Origin of the sequence: Xanthomonas axonopodis, assembly GCF_001304695.1 — a bacterium.
Classification (GTDB): domain Bacteria; phylum Pseudomonadota; class Gammaproteobacteria; order Xanthomonadales; family Xanthomonadaceae; genus Xanthomonas; species Xanthomonas axonopodis.
This window is the reverse complement of sequence record NZ_JFAQ01000030.1, coordinates 36982-50457: the sequence shown is the minus strand read 5'-3', so window position 1 is coordinate 50457 and position 13476 is coordinate 36982. Positions and strand designations below refer to the sequence as shown.

General features: G+C 60.5%; 25 protein-coding genes. 22 read left to right on the top strand and 3 right to left on the bottom strand.

Annotated features, from left to right (window positions below; all coding sequences use genetic code 11):
* Nucleotides 1–11 precede the first annotated feature (11 nt).
* From XAXN_RS20405 to XAXN_RS02910, 3 genes are all read right to left on the bottom strand, one after another.
* Nucleotides 12–275: a hypothetical protein gene (locus XAXN_RS20405; protein ID WP_134980117.1), complete on the bottom strand. Its 264-nt coding sequence runs from the start codon at nt 273–275 to the stop codon at nt 12–14.
* A gap of 22 nt (nt 276–297) precedes the next feature.
* Complete coding sequence (locus tag XAXN_RS02915) at nt 298–972, bottom strand: hypothetical protein (RefSeq protein ID WP_054318419.1); 675 nt, start codon at nt 970–972, stop codon at nt 298–300.
* Between the two features lie 116 nt (nt 973–1088).
* Entirely contained in the window at nt 1089–1382 is a 294-nt protein-coding gene (locus tag XAXN_RS02910) for a hypothetical protein (RefSeq protein ID WP_134984829.1), read from the bottom strand.
* 878 nt (nt 1383–2260) lie between these two features.
* On the opposite strand from XAXN_RS02910, the gene rpsJ reads away from it, so the two are divergent.
* The 22 genes from rpsJ (at nt 2261) to secY (ending at nt 13170) form a co-directional block, all read left to right on the top strand.
* A complete protein-coding gene (gene rpsJ, locus XAXN_RS02905; RefSeq protein ID WP_008571672.1) occupies nt 2261–2596 on the top strand; it encodes a 30S ribosomal protein S10 in 336 nt (111 codons plus the stop codon).
* A gap of 11 nt (nt 2597–2607) precedes the next feature.
* On the top strand, nt 2608–3258 hold the full coding sequence (gene rplC, locus XAXN_RS02900) for a 50S ribosomal protein L3 (RefSeq protein ID WP_005917121.1): 651 nt from the start codon (nt 2608–2610) through the stop codon (nt 3256–3258).
* 12 nt (nt 3259–3270) lie between these two features.
* Complete coding sequence (rplD, locus tag XAXN_RS02895; protein WP_054318417.1) at nt 3271–3876, top strand: 50S ribosomal protein L4; 606 nt, start codon at nt 3271–3273, stop codon at nt 3874–3876.
* Complete coding sequence (rplW, locus tag XAXN_RS02890) at nt 3873–4172, top strand: 50S ribosomal protein L23 (RefSeq protein ID WP_003486717.1); 300 nt, start codon at nt 3873–3875, stop codon at nt 4170–4172. The genes rplD and rplW overlap by 4 nt, the downstream gene beginning before the upstream one ends.
* A 10-nt stretch (nt 4173–4182) precedes the next feature.
* On the top strand, nt 4183–5010 hold the full coding sequence (gene rplB / locus XAXN_RS02885) for a 50S ribosomal protein L2 (protein WP_003486715.1): 828 nt from the start codon (nt 4183–4185) through the stop codon (nt 5008–5010).
* Nucleotides 5011–5016: 6 nt separating this feature from the next.
* Nucleotides 5017–5286 (top strand): 30S ribosomal protein S19, encoded by a 270-nt coding sequence (gene rpsS / locus XAXN_RS02880; protein WP_005917128.1) that lies wholly within the window; start codon nt 5017–5019, stop codon nt 5284–5286.
* Between the two features lie 12 nt (nt 5287–5298).
* Entirely contained in the window at nt 5299–5634 is a 336-nt protein-coding gene (gene rplV / locus XAXN_RS02875) for a 50S ribosomal protein L22 (RefSeq protein WP_003486710.1), read from the top strand.
* Between the two features lie 17 nt (nt 5635–5651).
* Complete coding sequence (gene rpsC, locus XAXN_RS02870) at nt 5652–6386, top strand: 30S ribosomal protein S3 (protein WP_054318416.1); 735 nt, start codon at nt 5652–5654, stop codon at nt 6384–6386.
* Nucleotides 6387–6391: 5 nt separating this feature from the next.
* Nucleotides 6392–6805 carry a 50S ribosomal protein L16 gene (gene rplP / locus XAXN_RS02865; RefSeq protein WP_042823914.1) on the top strand — a complete coding sequence of 138 codons (414 nt, stop codon included), beginning with the start codon at nt 6392–6394 and terminating at the stop codon, nt 6803–6805.
* Entirely contained in the window at nt 6805–6990 is a 186-nt protein-coding gene (rpmC, locus tag XAXN_RS02860) for a 50S ribosomal protein L29 (RefSeq protein WP_003486703.1), read from the top strand. The genes rplP and rpmC overlap by 1 nt, the downstream gene beginning before the upstream one ends.
* Nucleotides 6991–7001: 11 nt before the next feature.
* On the top strand, nt 7002–7271 hold the full coding sequence (gene rpsQ, locus XAXN_RS02855) for a 30S ribosomal protein S17 (RefSeq protein ID WP_010371082.1): 270 nt from the start codon (nt 7002–7004) through the stop codon (nt 7269–7271).
* 14 nt (nt 7272–7285) lie between these two features.
* Nucleotides 7286–7654: a 50S ribosomal protein L14 gene (gene rplN / locus XAXN_RS02850; RefSeq protein WP_003486699.1), complete on the top strand. Its 369-nt coding sequence runs from the start codon at nt 7286–7288 to the stop codon at nt 7652–7654.
* A 16-nt stretch (nt 7655–7670) separates the two neighbouring features.
* Nucleotides 7671–7988, top strand: coding sequence for a 50S ribosomal protein L24 (gene rplX / locus XAXN_RS02845; RefSeq protein WP_054318415.1), 318 nt, complete (start codon nt 7671–7673; stop codon nt 7986–7988).
* A gap of 11 nt (nt 7989–7999) precedes the next feature.
* Nucleotides 8000–8542, top strand: a complete 543-nt coding sequence (gene rplE / locus XAXN_RS02840; RefSeq protein WP_008571668.1) for a 50S ribosomal protein L5 — start codon at nt 8000–8002, stop codon at nt 8540–8542.
* Nucleotides 8543–8560: 18 nt separating this feature from the next.
* The gene (rpsN, locus tag XAXN_RS02835; protein ID WP_054318414.1) at nt 8561–8866 is read left to right on the top strand and encodes a 30S ribosomal protein S14; all 306 of its coding nucleotides are present in this window, start codon (nt 8561–8563) and stop codon (nt 8864–8866) included.
* A 206-nt stretch (nt 8867–9072) separates the two neighbouring features.
* Nucleotides 9073–9471 (top strand): 30S ribosomal protein S8, encoded by a 399-nt coding sequence (gene rpsH, locus XAXN_RS02830; protein ID WP_010371096.1) that lies wholly within the window; start codon nt 9073–9075, stop codon nt 9469–9471.
* Between the two features lie 15 nt (nt 9472–9486).
* A complete protein-coding gene (gene rplF, locus XAXN_RS02825) occupies nt 9487–10014 on the top strand; it encodes a 50S ribosomal protein L6 (RefSeq protein WP_054318413.1) in 528 nt (175 codons plus the stop codon).
* Between the two features lie 91 nt (nt 10015–10105).
* Nucleotides 10106–10465: a 50S ribosomal protein L18 gene (gene rplR / locus XAXN_RS02820; RefSeq protein ID WP_005993383.1), complete on the top strand. Its 360-nt coding sequence runs from the start codon at nt 10106–10108 to the stop codon at nt 10463–10465.
* A 158-nt stretch (nt 10466–10623) separates the two neighbouring features.
* Nucleotides 10624–11166 carry a 30S ribosomal protein S5 gene (gene rpsE / locus XAXN_RS02815; protein WP_003486682.1) on the top strand — a complete coding sequence of 181 codons (543 nt, stop codon included), beginning with the start codon at nt 10624–10626 and terminating at the stop codon, nt 11164–11166.
* A complete protein-coding gene (gene rpmD / locus XAXN_RS02810; protein WP_003486678.1) occupies nt 11159–11350 on the top strand; it encodes a 50S ribosomal protein L30 in 192 nt (63 codons plus the stop codon). Before rpsE ends, rpmD begins: the two co-directional genes overlap by 8 nt.
* Nucleotides 11351–11354: 4 nt before the next feature.
* Complete coding sequence (rplO, locus tag XAXN_RS02805; protein WP_042823921.1) at nt 11355–11798, top strand: 50S ribosomal protein L15; 444 nt, start codon at nt 11355–11357, stop codon at nt 11796–11798.
* A 7-nt stretch (nt 11799–11805) separates the two neighbouring features.
* On the top strand, nt 11806–13170 hold the full coding sequence (secY, locus tag XAXN_RS02800; RefSeq protein ID WP_008571664.1) for a preprotein translocase subunit SecY: 1365 nt from the start codon (nt 11806–11808) through the stop codon (nt 13168–13170).
* Nucleotides 13171–13476 lie beyond the last annotated feature (306 nt).

Genomic DNA, 13476 nt, shown 5'->3' with positions numbered 1-13476 from the left:
TGCCAAGATCATCAAGTAAGCAATGCCTGCAGCACGGCAGCCCCTGCTGCCGTGTCGCTGGAAAGAAAAGGTCGGCGAAAGCCGGCCTTTTTCTTTATGCGCGTGTTGGCGGAGGTCCGGCCGGGCGCGGGAAGGTAGTTGCCGAGGCAGAGAGAAAAGGGGGCACCTGCGCCGCTCATAATGCTGCGCTCGATGGGCAAGACGGTGCGTACGCAAGTCGCACCGGCGGCATGGCTGTGGATTGGCGAACCGGCTGTCATGACGTAAGGCAGCATGACGCACAGATACCGGCAACAGTCAGCGAATACCGTTGATCAGACCGCTTTTCGGAACCTTGAGCAGATTCAGGCCCGGCAAGCGGAAATTGTCCAACTCTTCTTTGGTAGTTGCGATGTTCAACCCGACGATGGCGAAAGTGTCCGGATCCACGTCCAGGCCCAGTGGCATGGCGGGGAACTGTATGTAATCGCGGCTGTCATTCCATTGCGGGCTGCCGCCGATCGCTTGGAGAATGCGGTTGAGATGGGTGCCGACCGGATGGCCGAGCAGCTTGAAGAGCAGGGGCGCCTTCGGATCGGCGAAGGCGATCAGGTTGCTGACACGGTCTTTGCGGAATCCCACCGCCAACTCGCCATGCACGAGGGTGCCAACTGGACGCGGATGCTCCGCCAGCCGTGCTTTGAAGTCGCGCGGGTACAGATACAGCAGGCTGAGTCTGCTCGGATCCGCCGCATCGGCGTGGGTAACGTCAGGCGGTCCTAGCGCGGCCAATACCTGTTGTTTGCGCATTCCGAGTGCGACCGGACCGATGTGCGCGCATGCCACCGGCAACGTGGTCGCGCTGGCGGAGGTGGTAAAAGTCTGGCGCAACGCACGTAAGCAGACCCTGCCATCGTTGCTGGCAGCGCGGGACTGCGGGGCGATGAGTCCGAGGAGCGGCAAGCCGAAAAACGAGATAAAGTGCTGGCGCATGGGAAGTCTCCAGTGGCGAAATCCTGCAAGGACGAGGCGGGGTGTGGGAGAGGTTCGTTACTTGCATGGGTTGATATCCGCCTACCCTCATTGACCCCTTCGCAGCTGTCGGTAATTCAGTCAGGGATGGAGGTCGACTCGATGAGCGCCGGCCGGTGTTCGATGTAGCTGATACCGGAATCGTTCATCGCGATACGTTCTGGAGTCAGCGTCGTCAGTGCAGCGTCGCTTGTGCGGATACGTACGTCTTTGGTGAGTTCGATATGGATGTCGCCTGTGTAATGGGTGGATTCTCGGCAAGTGTTCGACACCGCGCTACTGGGCCTATCGGGGCATGCTGCCCATGTTGGTATCTGCAGGGCCATCTTCGTGCGCATCATTGCTGCAGTCGTCACGCGCTTTGCGCGCACCAGCAGCCCCGCGATGTAAACGCACCCGGCAAAGTGACTGGTGCAGAGCCCTGTAACGATTGCTGCAGTGCCCCGGCAACGTCGCCAGAGCTCAGCTTAGAAGCAGGGTGGCCAGCCGCGGACCGCTGGAGAATCGAGTGCCTGGCCGCGGAAAAGCGGACTTTCCAATTTTGTGCTGCCCGATCTTATCATCTGTCATGAGTGCCATGCCGATTCTGCCCGATGTTTACCACTGGACATCAGGACGGTGGTGATCTTCTTTCTGCACTTTGGCAGGGCTGCCTTTCGCGACACGTTCGCCCCCAGGGCGACATCGCTCGCGGCATCAGCTGGGGGATGGATGTCTTCGATGTCGACGAGGTTGCGTTTGTTGCGGCAGATGGTGCTTCAGCCATGGCGTGCCCGCCGTGTTTGCTTCCTGGCCCTGAATGTCAGTCAGTCCGAACTGGCATCACGACGAGGGGGCAATGCGTATTTATGTCTGTCAGAGCCGCTGCCGGGCCTACCTGGGAGTAGAACAGTGTGCTTGCAGGCGCGGAGGCGAGCCGCTAAAATGCTTGGCTCGGTGTCCCTGGGTAGGGCGCTGAGTTACAGCGAAAAGAACGGCAGGAAGAACGGCAGGATGCCGCTCGTGTTCGCCAGACCGGGAAGGTCGCGTTGCATGGAGCACTCAACAACTCACGCGTTGTTGACCGTGCTCTTGTTGCGCATTATACTTTTCCGTCTGGGCAGGCCGGGTGACCGGGCTGCCTCAGTTTTTGGGCGGAGGAAATGCCCTCGCCAGCAGGATGCGCGGCGATTTCATCAACGTCAGGAATATCGGGGCAGGTATCCCAGAGGCCTTGCCCGTCGCTCTTTTAACGAAGGAACCCACCGTCATGGCGGAGCAAAAGACCGGTCAGAAGGCGGATCAGAAGATCCGTATCCGGCTGAAGGCGTTCGATCATCGCTTGATCGACCGTTCGGCCAGCGAGATCGTCGAAACGGCTAAGCGGACCGGCGCGCAAGTGCGTGGCCCGATCCCGCTGCCGACCAAGATCGAACGTTACACCATCCTTGTATCCCCGCATGCTGACAAAGATGCGCGTGACCAATACGAAACCCGCACGCACAAGCGTGTGCTCGATATCATCGACCCGAACGACAAGACCGTGGACGCGCTGATGAAGCTCGAACTCGCGGCTGGCGTCGACGTCCAGATCAAGCTGACCTGAGGACTACGACCATGACGAAGAAATATTCGTTGGGCTTCGTGGGCCGCAAGGCTGGTATGAGCCGCGTCTTTACTGAAGACGGCCGCTCGGTGCCGGTCACGCTGATCGAAGCAACTCCGAACCGCATTGCGCAGATCAAGACCGTCGAAGTTGACGGCTACAGCGCCGTGCAGGTCACCGTTGGCGCCCGTCGTGCCGCGCTGGTGAACAAGCCGGCTGCAGGCCACTTCGCAAAGGCGAAGGTGGAAGCGGGTCGCGGCCTGTGGGAATTCCGTGTTGAAGATGCCCAGCTCGGCGATTTCGCCGTCGGTGGCGAAATCAAGGCGGACATCTTCGAGGTCGGCCAGAAGGTCGACGTCCAGGGCGTCACCAAGGGTAAGGGTTTCCAGGGCACCATCAAGCGCTACAACTTCCGTATGGGCGATGCAACCCACGGTAACTCGCTGTCGCATCGCGCGCCGGGTTCGCTGGGTCAGCGCCAGACCCCGGGTCGCGTTTTCCCGGGCAAGAAGATGTCGGGCCACATGGGCGCCGTGCAGCAAAGCACGCAGAACCTGGAAGTGGTCAAGGTCGACGTCGAGCGTGGTCTGATTGCTATCCGCGGCGCCGTGCCTGGCGCAGCTGGTGGCGACGTGATCGTCCGTCCGGCGAGCAAGGCATAAGGAGAGATGACGATGGAACTCGTTATCACGGATAGCAACAACAAGGTCTCGGTCTCCGACGCCGTGTTCGGTCGCGAATTCAGCGAAGATCTGGTTCACCAGGTCGTCGTCGCTTATCGCAACGCCGGTCGCGCTGGTACCAAGGCACAGAAGACGCGTTCGGAAGTTGCGGGCACAACCAAGAAGTCGAAGAAGCAGAAGGGCGGCGGTGCGCGTCATGGCGCGCTGACGGCTCCGATCTTCGTCGGCGGCGGTGTGACCTTCGCGGCCAAGCCGCGCAGCTTCGAGCAGAAGGTCAACCGCAAGATGTACCGCGCGGCTATCTGCGCGATTTTCTCCGAGTTGAACCGTCAGGGTCGTCTGATGATCGTCGACGCGTTCGACCTCGAAGCGACCAAGACTAAGGGTCTGATCGAGAAGCTGAAGGGACTGGATGTGGGCAAGCGCCCGCTGATCGTCACCGAAGAAGCCTCCGAGCACCTGTATCTGTCCGCCCGCAATCTGCCGTATGTGCAGGTGCGTGACGTGCAGGGTCTGGATCCGGTCGCTCTGGTCGGGGCCGATACGGTCGTGATCACCGCCGATGCGGTCAAGAAGGTCGAGGAGTGGCTGGCATGAGCAGCAACGAAAAAATCTTCAGCGTGCTGCGTGCTCCGCGAGTCTCCGAAAAGACCGCGCGCCTGCAGGAAATCTCCAACCAGTATGTCTTCGAAGTTTCGAACGAAGCCACCAAGGCCGATGTAAAGGCCGCGGTTGAGCAGCTGTTCGACGTCAAGGTCAAGGCAGTCAACGTGGTCAACGTCAAGGGCAAGAGCAAGTCCTTCCGTAACCGTGCTGGCAACCGTGGCAATTGGCGCAAGGCGTACGTCCGACTGGTCGATGGTCAGTCCATCGACGTAACGGCCAAGGCCTGAGGTTCATCCCATGCCATTGATGAAGTTCAAACCCACCTCTCCCGGCCGTCGTTCCGCCGTGCGCGTGGTTACTCCCGATCTGCACAAGGGCGCACCGCACGCGGCGCTGCTCGATTCGCAGAGCAAGTCCGGTGGTCGTAACCACCACGGCCGCATCACCGTGCGTCACGTCGGTGGTGGTCACAAGCAGCACTACCGCATCATCGACTTCAAGCGCAACAAGGAAGGCATTCCGGCGCGTGTGGAGCGGATCGAATACGATCCGAACCGTACCGCCCATATCGCCCTGCTGTGCTACGTCGACGGCGAGCGCCGCTACATCATCGCCCCGAAGGGCCTGAAGGCTGGCGACCAGGTCATTGCAGGTGCCAATGCGCCGATCAAGACCGGTAACACGCTGCCGCTGCGTAACATCCCGGTCGGTACGACGGTTCACGGTATCGAGCTGAAGCCAGGTAAGGGCGCTCAGATCGCACGTGCTGCCGGTGCAGCCGTCCAGCTGGTCGCTCGCGAAGGCATCTATGCCACGCTGCGTCTGCGCTCGGGCGAAATGCGCAAGGTGCCGGTCGAGTGCCGCGCCACCATCGGCGAGGTCGGCAACGACGAGCATAACCTCGAGAAGTTGGGCAAGGCCGGCGCCAAGCGTTGGCGCGGTGTTCGCCCGACCGTTCGCGGTGCGGCCATGAACCCGGTCGATCACCCGCACGGTGGTGGTGAAGCGAAGGCTGGTCAGGGTAATCCGCATCCGGTCACCCCGTGGGGTGTTCCGACCAAGGGTTACAAGACGCGCAAGAACAAGCGCACCCAGCAGTTCATCGTCCGCGATCGTAGGGGCTAATCGACCATGGCACGTTCACTTAAGAAGGGCCCGTTCGTCGATCACCACCTTGCAAAGAAGGTGGAGTCCGCTGCGGGTAGCAAGAAGCCGATCAAGACCTGGTCGCGCCGTTCGATGATCCTGCCTGAAATGGTAGGCATCACCATCGCCGTGCATAACGGCAAGAACCACATTCCGGTGCTCGTTAACGAGAATATGGTCGGCCACAAGCTCGGCGAATTTGCCGTCACCCGGACCTTCAAGGGTCACGGTGGCGACAAGAAGTCGGGCAGGTAAGGAGAGATGACGATGGAAGCGAAAGCAATCCTGCGCACCGCGCGCATCTCCCCGCAGAAGGCCCGCTTGGTCGCTGACCAGGTGCGTGGTTTGTCCGCCGAGCGTGCGGTCAATCTGCTGAAGTTCTCGGATAAGAAGGCTGCCCACCTGATCAAAAAGGTGGTGGAGTCGGCGATCGCCAATGCCGAGAACAATCAGGGCGCGGATGTCGACGAGCTGAAGGTCAAGACCATTATGGTTGATGAAGGTCCCTCCCTGAAGCGTTTCATGGCGCGGGCGAAAGGCCGCGGTACCCGCATCCTCAAGCGCACCAGCCACATCACTGTGGTTGTGGGCGCCGCCAAGTAAGCGGAAAGGAAAAGACCATGGGTCATAAAGTTCATCCGACTGGAATTCGCCTGGGCATCGCCAAGGACTGGAATTCCAAGTGGTACGCAAACAAGACCGAGTTCGCCGCCTATTTGGCAGCCGACCTGAAAGTGCGTGAAATGCTGCGTAAGAAGCTCGCGCAGGCAGGTGTCAGCAAGATCTTGATCGAGCGCCCTGCCAAAACCGCCCGCGTGACCATTCATACCGCCCGTCCGGGTGTGGTGATCGGCAAGCGTGGTGAGGACATCGAAAAGCTGCGCAAGGAAGTGAGCGAGCTGATGGGCGTTCCGGCGCACATCAACGTCACCGAAGTGCGTAAGCCGGAGCTGGACGCGCAGCTGGTCGCCGAGTCGATCGCGCAGCAGCTTGAGCGTCGCATCATGTTCCGCCGTGCCATGAAGCGCTCGGTCGGTAACGCGATGCGCCTGGGTGCCTTGGGCATCAAGGTCAACGTGGCTGGCCGCCTCAACGGTGCAGAAATTGCCCGTTCGGAGTGGTACCGCGAAGGCCGCGTGCCTCTGCACACGCTACGTGCCGATATTGATTACGGTTTTGCCGAGGCGTCCACGACGTACGGCATCATCGGTATCAAGGTCTGGATCTATAAGGGCGAAGTCTTCGACTTCTCTCAGGTTGGCCAGGAAAAGCAGGACGACAGCCCGCGCAACGATCGTAACGATCGCGGCGACCGTGGTGACCGCCCGTCGCGCCCGGCTCGTGAAGCGAGGTAACGGCAATGTTGCAACCCAAGCGAACCAAATATCGCAAGATGCACAAGGGCCGTAACGACGGCCTGGCATGGAGCGGAAATGCCGTCAGCTTCGGCGAATACGGCCTGAAGGCCACGGCGCACGGTCAGCTGACCGCGCGCCAGATTGAAGCAGCACGCCGCACGATCAGCCGCCACGTCAAGAAGGGCGGCAAGATGTGGATCCGTGTGTTCCCTGACAAGCCGATCACCAAGAAGCCGATCGAAGTCCGCATGGGCTCCGGTAAGGGTAACGTGGAGTACTGGGTCGCGCAGATTCAGCCGGGCCGCATGATCTATGAAATCGAGGGAATCCCCGAAGAGATCGCACGTGAGGCTTTCCGCCTTGCCGCTGCCAAGCTCTCGGTGACCACCACTTTCGTGACCCGGACGGTGCGCTGATGGATATCAAACAACTCCGCGAAAAGTCGGCTGACGAATTGAAGGCCCATCTGACCGATCTGCGTAAGGAGCAGTTCTCGCTCCGTATGCAGCAGGTCACCGGCCAGCTGCCGAAGACCCACGAAACCCGCCGGGTGCGCCGCGAGATTGCTCGCGTCAAGCACCTGCTCGGCAGCACCAAGTAAGGACGGCCGCGATGAGCGACAATAACGAAAAGCAAGCGCTGCGCACGGTCGAAGGCCGTGTCGTCAGCAACAAGATGGACAAGACGGTCACCGTGTTGGTGGAGCGCCAAGTCAAGCATGCTCTGTACGGCAAGTACATAAAGCGTTCGACCAAGCTGCACGCACACGACGCCGACAACGCCTGTAACGAAGGCGACGTCGTGCGCGTGACCGAGATTGCTCCGATGTCCAAGACCAAGAACTGGCGGGTGGTGGAAATCGTCACCCGTTCGGCTGAATAAGGGAGATCTGAATCATGATCCAGATGCAGAGCTACCTCGATGTCGCCGACAATTCGGGTGCCAAGGAAGTGATGTGCATCAAGGTGCTGGGCGGCTCGAAGCGCCGTTACGCACATATCGGTGACATCATCAAGGTGACCGTCAAGGACGCCATTCCGCGTGGCAAGGTCAAGAAAGGCGAAGTCTACGACGCCGTCGTGGTGCGTACCCGCAAGGGTGTGCGCCGTCCCGACGGTTCGCTGATCCGCTTCGATGGCAATGCCGCCGTGCTGTTGAACAATAAGCAGGAGCCGATCGGGACCCGCATCTTCGGGCCTGTGACGCGCGAGCTGCGTTCCGAGAAGTTCATGAAGATCGTCTCGCTCGCTCCCGAAGTGCTGTGAGCGGAGGACATACACCATGGCTAACCGTATCAAGAAGGGCGACCAGGTCGTCATCAACACCGGCAAGGACAAGGGTAAGCAGGGTGAAGTGGTGCGTGTGGACGGCGATCGCGTGATCGTCTCCAACGCCAACGTCATCAAGCGCCACACCAAGCCGAACCCGCAGACAGGCGTTGCCGGCGGCGTGGTCGAGCGTGAAGCGTCGATCCATATCTCCAACGTCAATATCGTCAACCCGGCAACGGGCAAGGGCGAGCGCGTTGGCTTCAAGGTGCTGGAGGATGGACGCAAACTGCGTGTGTTCCGCTCCAGCGGTGAGGCGCTCGACGCCTGAGGAATGAGATCATGAACACTCGTCTCGAAAAGTTTTACAAGGAAAACGTGGTGCCGGCCCTGATGAAGGAATTCGGCTACACCAATCCGATGGAAGTGCCGAAGCTGGTCAAGGTCACGCTCAACATGGGCGTGGGCGAAGCCGCTACCAACAAGAAGATCCTGGAAAATGCGGTCGCCGACATGGCCAAGATCTCTGGTCAGAAGCCGGTGGTCACCAAGTCGCGCGTTTCGGTCGCATCCTTCAAGATCCGTGACGGTTGGCCGATCGGCTGCAAGACCACCTTGCGTCGCGCCAAGATGTACGAGTTTCTGGATCGCCTGATCAACATCTCGTTGCCGCGCGTGCGCGACTTCCGTGGTGTGTCCGGTCGCTCCTTCGACGGTCGTGGCAACTTCAACATGGGTGTGAAGGAACAGATCATCTTCCCGGAAATCGACTTCGACGCCGTCGACGCGATTCGCGGTATGGATATCGCCATCACCACCACCGCCAAGACGGATGCGGAAGCGAAGGCGCTGCTGGCAGCGTTCAAGTTCCCGTTCCGTAACTGACCGTCGAGGACATCCGAAATGGCAAAGACCTCCATGATCCACCGCGACATCAAGCGTGCAAAGCTGGCGAAGAAATTCGCTCGCAAGCGTGATGCGCTGAAGAAGATCCTCTCCAGCCAGGATGCGTCCTACGAAGAGAAGATCGATGCGTCGACCAAGTTGCAGAAGCTGCCGCGCGATTCGTCGCCGAGCCGCCATCGCAACCGTTGTGAGTTGTCCGGTCGTCCGCGCGGTGTCTACCGCAAGTTCGGTCTGGGTCGCAACATGTTGCGCAAGGCCACGATGAACGGCGACGTTCCGGGTCTGCGTAAGGCAAGCTGGTAAGAGCATTCCGGCCGTCCGCGGCCGGATTTGAACAGGATGGTTCTGTTCAACACAGAGAGTCCGACGCAAGTCGGGCTCTTTTGTCGTATACTTCCGCTTCCGTCTTGCCTGTACGGGCCTGGCATGGCGTCAAGGGTCCTGGCCCGTCCCCAGGAAAACACAAGATTTTCGCGAAAGCGGATATCGGTGCACTCAAAGGTACTCACATGAGCATGACTGATCCCATCGCCGACCTGCTGGTTCGCATCAAGAATGCGGCCGCGGTTGGTAAGCAGACGGTGAAATTGCCGTCGTCCAAGATTAAGGTTGCGATCGCCCAAGTCCTGAAGGACGAGGGTTACATCACCGACCTGCGCGTTACGGCGACCGAAAATAACAAGTCGGAGCTGGAAATCGTGCTGAAGTATTTCGAAGGTCGTCCGGTCATCGAGACCCTGAAGCGTTTTTCGCGCTCGGGTCTGCGTCAGTACCGCGGCAAGACCGAGCTGCCCAAGGTCCTCGGTGGCCTGGGTATCGCCATCATCTCCACGTCGAAGGGCATCATGACCGATGCGCAGGCTCGCGAAGCCGGCGTTGGTGGTGAAGTTCTGTGCTTCGTGGCCTAATGGAAGGAATCGAACATGTCCCGTGTAGCCAAGAAGCCTGTCTCCCTCCCGAAGGGTGTTGAACTCAAGGTCCAGCCTGAGCTGGTCAGCGTGAAGGGCCCGAAGGGCACGTTGACCCTGCCGAAGCCGGCTGGCGTCGAAATTGCCATCGATGGCGATGTTGCCACGCTGTCGGCCAACGATCCTTCGCAGATCGCCCTCACCGGCACCGTGCGCGCCATCCTGGCCAATATGGTCAAGGGTGTCTCCGAAGGCTTCGAGCGCAAGCTTGAGCTGGTCGGCGTCGGTTATCGTGCTGCCATGCAGGGCAAGGATCTGAGCCTGGCGCTCGGTTTCTCGCAACCGCTGGTCTTCGTGGCGCCGGAAGGCATCACGCTGTCGACTCCCACCCAGACCGAGATCGTGGTCCAGGGCGCCGACAAGCAGCGTGTCGGCGAAGTTGCCGCCAAGATTCGCGGTTTCCGTCCGCCGGAGCCCTATAAGGGCAAGGGTGTGAAGTACGCCGGTGAAGTCATCATTCGCAAGGAAGCCAAGAAGGCGTAAGGCAGGTCCCTCTGCGAGGAGCCCGGCCCTCCATGGCCGGACTTTTCAATGTACAAGCCTGCTTTCCTTCAGCTTTCGTAGGATAACTATCATGAGCATCAACAAGAACATCGCCCGTCTGCGTCGCGCCAAGTCCACCCGTGCTCACATCCGTGAGCTGGGCGTTGCCCGTCTGTCGGTGCTGCGCACCGGCCAGCATCTGTACGCGCAGGTCTTCACTGCCGACGGCTCCAAGGTGATCGCTGCTGCGAACACCCTGCAGGCTGACGTCAAGGATGGCCTGAAGAACGGCAAGAACAGCGATGCGGCCGTCAAGGTCGGCAAGCTGATTGCCGAGCGCGCCAAGGCTGCAGGCATCGAGAAGGTCGCATTCGACCGCTCGGGCTACCGTTACCACGGCCGTATCAAGGCGCTCGCCGACGCGGCGCGCGAAGGCGGCTTGCAGTTCTAAGTACTGCTGCGGAGGTGGTCATCGACCACCTCCGCGATACCGCCGGCAGGGAGATGCCAGACCGTCCCGTTCTTTTGCAACGGCGCCGGGAACATCGCGTCACTTCACAACCATAAGCGGCTTCGAGCCGTACATACTCAATCAATCAAGGAATCAAGATGGCAGAAGAACGTGCACCGCGGGGGCGTGATCGCGACCGTAACCGCGAAGAGAAAGTCGACGATGGCATGATCGAAAAGCTGGTCGCGGTCAATCGCGTCAGCAAGACGGTCAAGGGCGGTCGCCAGTTCACCTTCACCGCGCTGACCGTGGTTGGCGACGGTCTGGGCAAGGTCGGTTTCGGTTATGGCAAGGCGCGCGAAGTACCGGTCGCCATCCAGAAGTCGATGGAACAGGCGCGCAAGAACCTAGCCACCGTCGATCTGAACAACGGCACCTTGTGGCATGCCGTCAAGTCGGGCCATGGCGCAGCACGCGTCTACATGCAGCCGGCTTCGGAAGGTACGGGCGTCATCGCAGGCGGCGCCATGCGCGCTGTGCTGGAAGCGGTTGGCGTCAAGAACGTGCTGGCCAAGGCCGTCGGTTCGCGTAATCCGATCAATCTGGTCCGTGCGACTCTGAAGGGTCTGTCGGAAGTGCAGTCGCCGGCACGTGTTGCTGCCAAGCGCGGCAAGAAGGTGGAGGAGCTCAACCATGGCTAAGGACACCAACAAGACCGTGAAGGTGCGCCTGGTGCGTGGCCTGCGTGGAACCCAGTCGCGTCACCGCCTGTCGGTGCGTGCGTTGGGCCTGAATAAGCTGAACGATGTGCGTGAACTGAAGGACAGCCCGCAGGTGCGTGGCCTGATCAATACGGTTCATTACCTCGTCAAGGTTGAGGAGTAATCCCATGACTCTGCGTCTTAATGACCTAAAGCCGGCCGACGGCGCCCGCACCGAGCGCACCCGCGTCGGTCGTGGTATCGGTTCGGGCCTCGGCAAGACCGCTGGTCGCGGTCACAAGGGTTCGTTCGCTCGTAAGGGTGGCGGCAAGATCAAGGCCGGCTTCGAAGGCGGCCAGACCCCGATGCAGCGCCGTCTGCCCAAGATCGGTTTCCGCTCCAAGATGGCGCGCGATACCGCAGAAGTGTTGTCGTATCAGCTGGACAAGCTGGATGCCGGCGATGTCGACTTTGCAGCGCTGCGTGTGGCCAATCTGGTCCCGAGCCGCGCCAAGAAGGCGAAGATCGTGCTGAAGGGCGAGCTGAGCAAGAAGTTCGTGCTGAAGGGCGTTGCGGCAACCGCAGGCGCCAAGGCGGCAATCGAAGCTGCCGGCGGCAGCGTAGAGGAGTAATCGGCAGATGGCGCAGGCTGGCATTGGTAACCTCGGTGGCGGGCTCGGCAAGTTCACAGAACTTCGCCAGCGGTTGCTGTTCGTCCTCGGGGCATTGATCGTTTATCGCATCGGCTGCTATGTGCCGGTGCCTGGCGTGAATCCCGATGCCATGCTTTCGTTGATGCAGGCGCAGGGCGGCGGCATCGTGGACATGTTCAACATGTTCTCGGGCGGCGCCCTGCACCGTTTCAGTATTTTTGCGTTGAACGTGATGCCGTACATCTCGGCATCGATCGTGATCCAGTTGGCCACGCATATCTTTCCCGCCCTCAAGGCGATGCAGAAGGAAGGCGAATCCGGTCGACGCAAGATCACCCAATATTCGCGCATCGGTGCGGTGTTGCTGGCGGTGGTGCAGGGCGGCAGTATCGCGCTGGCACTGCAGAACCAGACCGCCCCGGGCGGCGCTCCGGTGGTGTATGCGCCGGGCATGGGTTTCGTGCTCACCGCGGTGATCGCTTTGACCGCTGGCACCATCTTCCTGATGTGGGTCGGCGAGCAGGTCACCGAGCGCGGCATCGGCAATGGCGTCTCGCTGATCATTTTTGCGGGCATCGTGGCGGGCCTGCCGTCGGCGGCCATCCAAACTGTCGAAGCCTTCCGAGAAGGCAATCTGAGCTTCATTTCGCTGTTGCTGATCGTCATCACCATTCTGGCTTTCACCCTGTTCGTGGTGTTCGTCGAGCGTGGGCAGCGACGCATCACGGTCAACTATGCGCGCCGCCAGGGCGGGCGCAATGCGTACATGAACCAGACCTCGTTCTTGCCGCTCAAGCTCAACATGGCTGGCGTGATTCCGCCGATCTTCGCGTCCAGCATTCTGGCGTTCCCGGCGACGTTGTCGATGTGGTCGGGCCAGGCGGCATCGGGCGGTGTTGGTTCGTGGCTGCAGAAGATCGCCAATGCGCTTGGGCCTGGTGAGCCGGTCCACATGCTGGTCTTCGCTGCGCTGATTATCGGCTTCGCGTTCTTCTACACGGCGCTGGTGTTCAACTCGCAGGAAACCGCCGACAACCTCAAGAAGTCTGGTGCGCTGATTCCGGGCATCCGTCCAGGCAAGGCGACCGCCGATTACGTGGACGGCGTGCTGACGCGCCTGACCGCGGCCGGTTCGCTGTACCTGGTCATCGTCTGCCTGCTGCCGGAAATCATGCGCACGCAGCTCGGTACCTCGTTCCATTTCGGCGGCACCTCGCTGTTGATCGCTGTGGTGGTGGTGATGGACTTCATTGCGCAGATCCAGGCGCATCTGATGTCCCACCAGTATGAGAGTTTGCTGAAGAAGGCCAACCTGAAGGGTGGCTCACGCGGCGGTCTTGCGCGCGGTTAAGTGGTACACTAGATCTTCATTGCGTGAAGACGGCCTGGTTCCCGGGCCACGATCTTCCGATCAGAAGGGCGGCTCGCGCGACGTCTCGCGCGCGGGTGTGACGGGTGGTCCTGTGCGGGAGTAGCACAGGCGATTCGGAGAAGTTTTCTGGATCAACACCCTCCGGCGCCGGAGCGAGGGCACACTCCCCACGCCGGGTCCATGGAACCTTTGGTTCCACGGGCTTCAAAGCAATCCGAGGCCTTGCTATAATTCCGGGTTAACTTTTGATCCATCCTGCCGGATGGCGCCTGGGCGCTGTCGGGC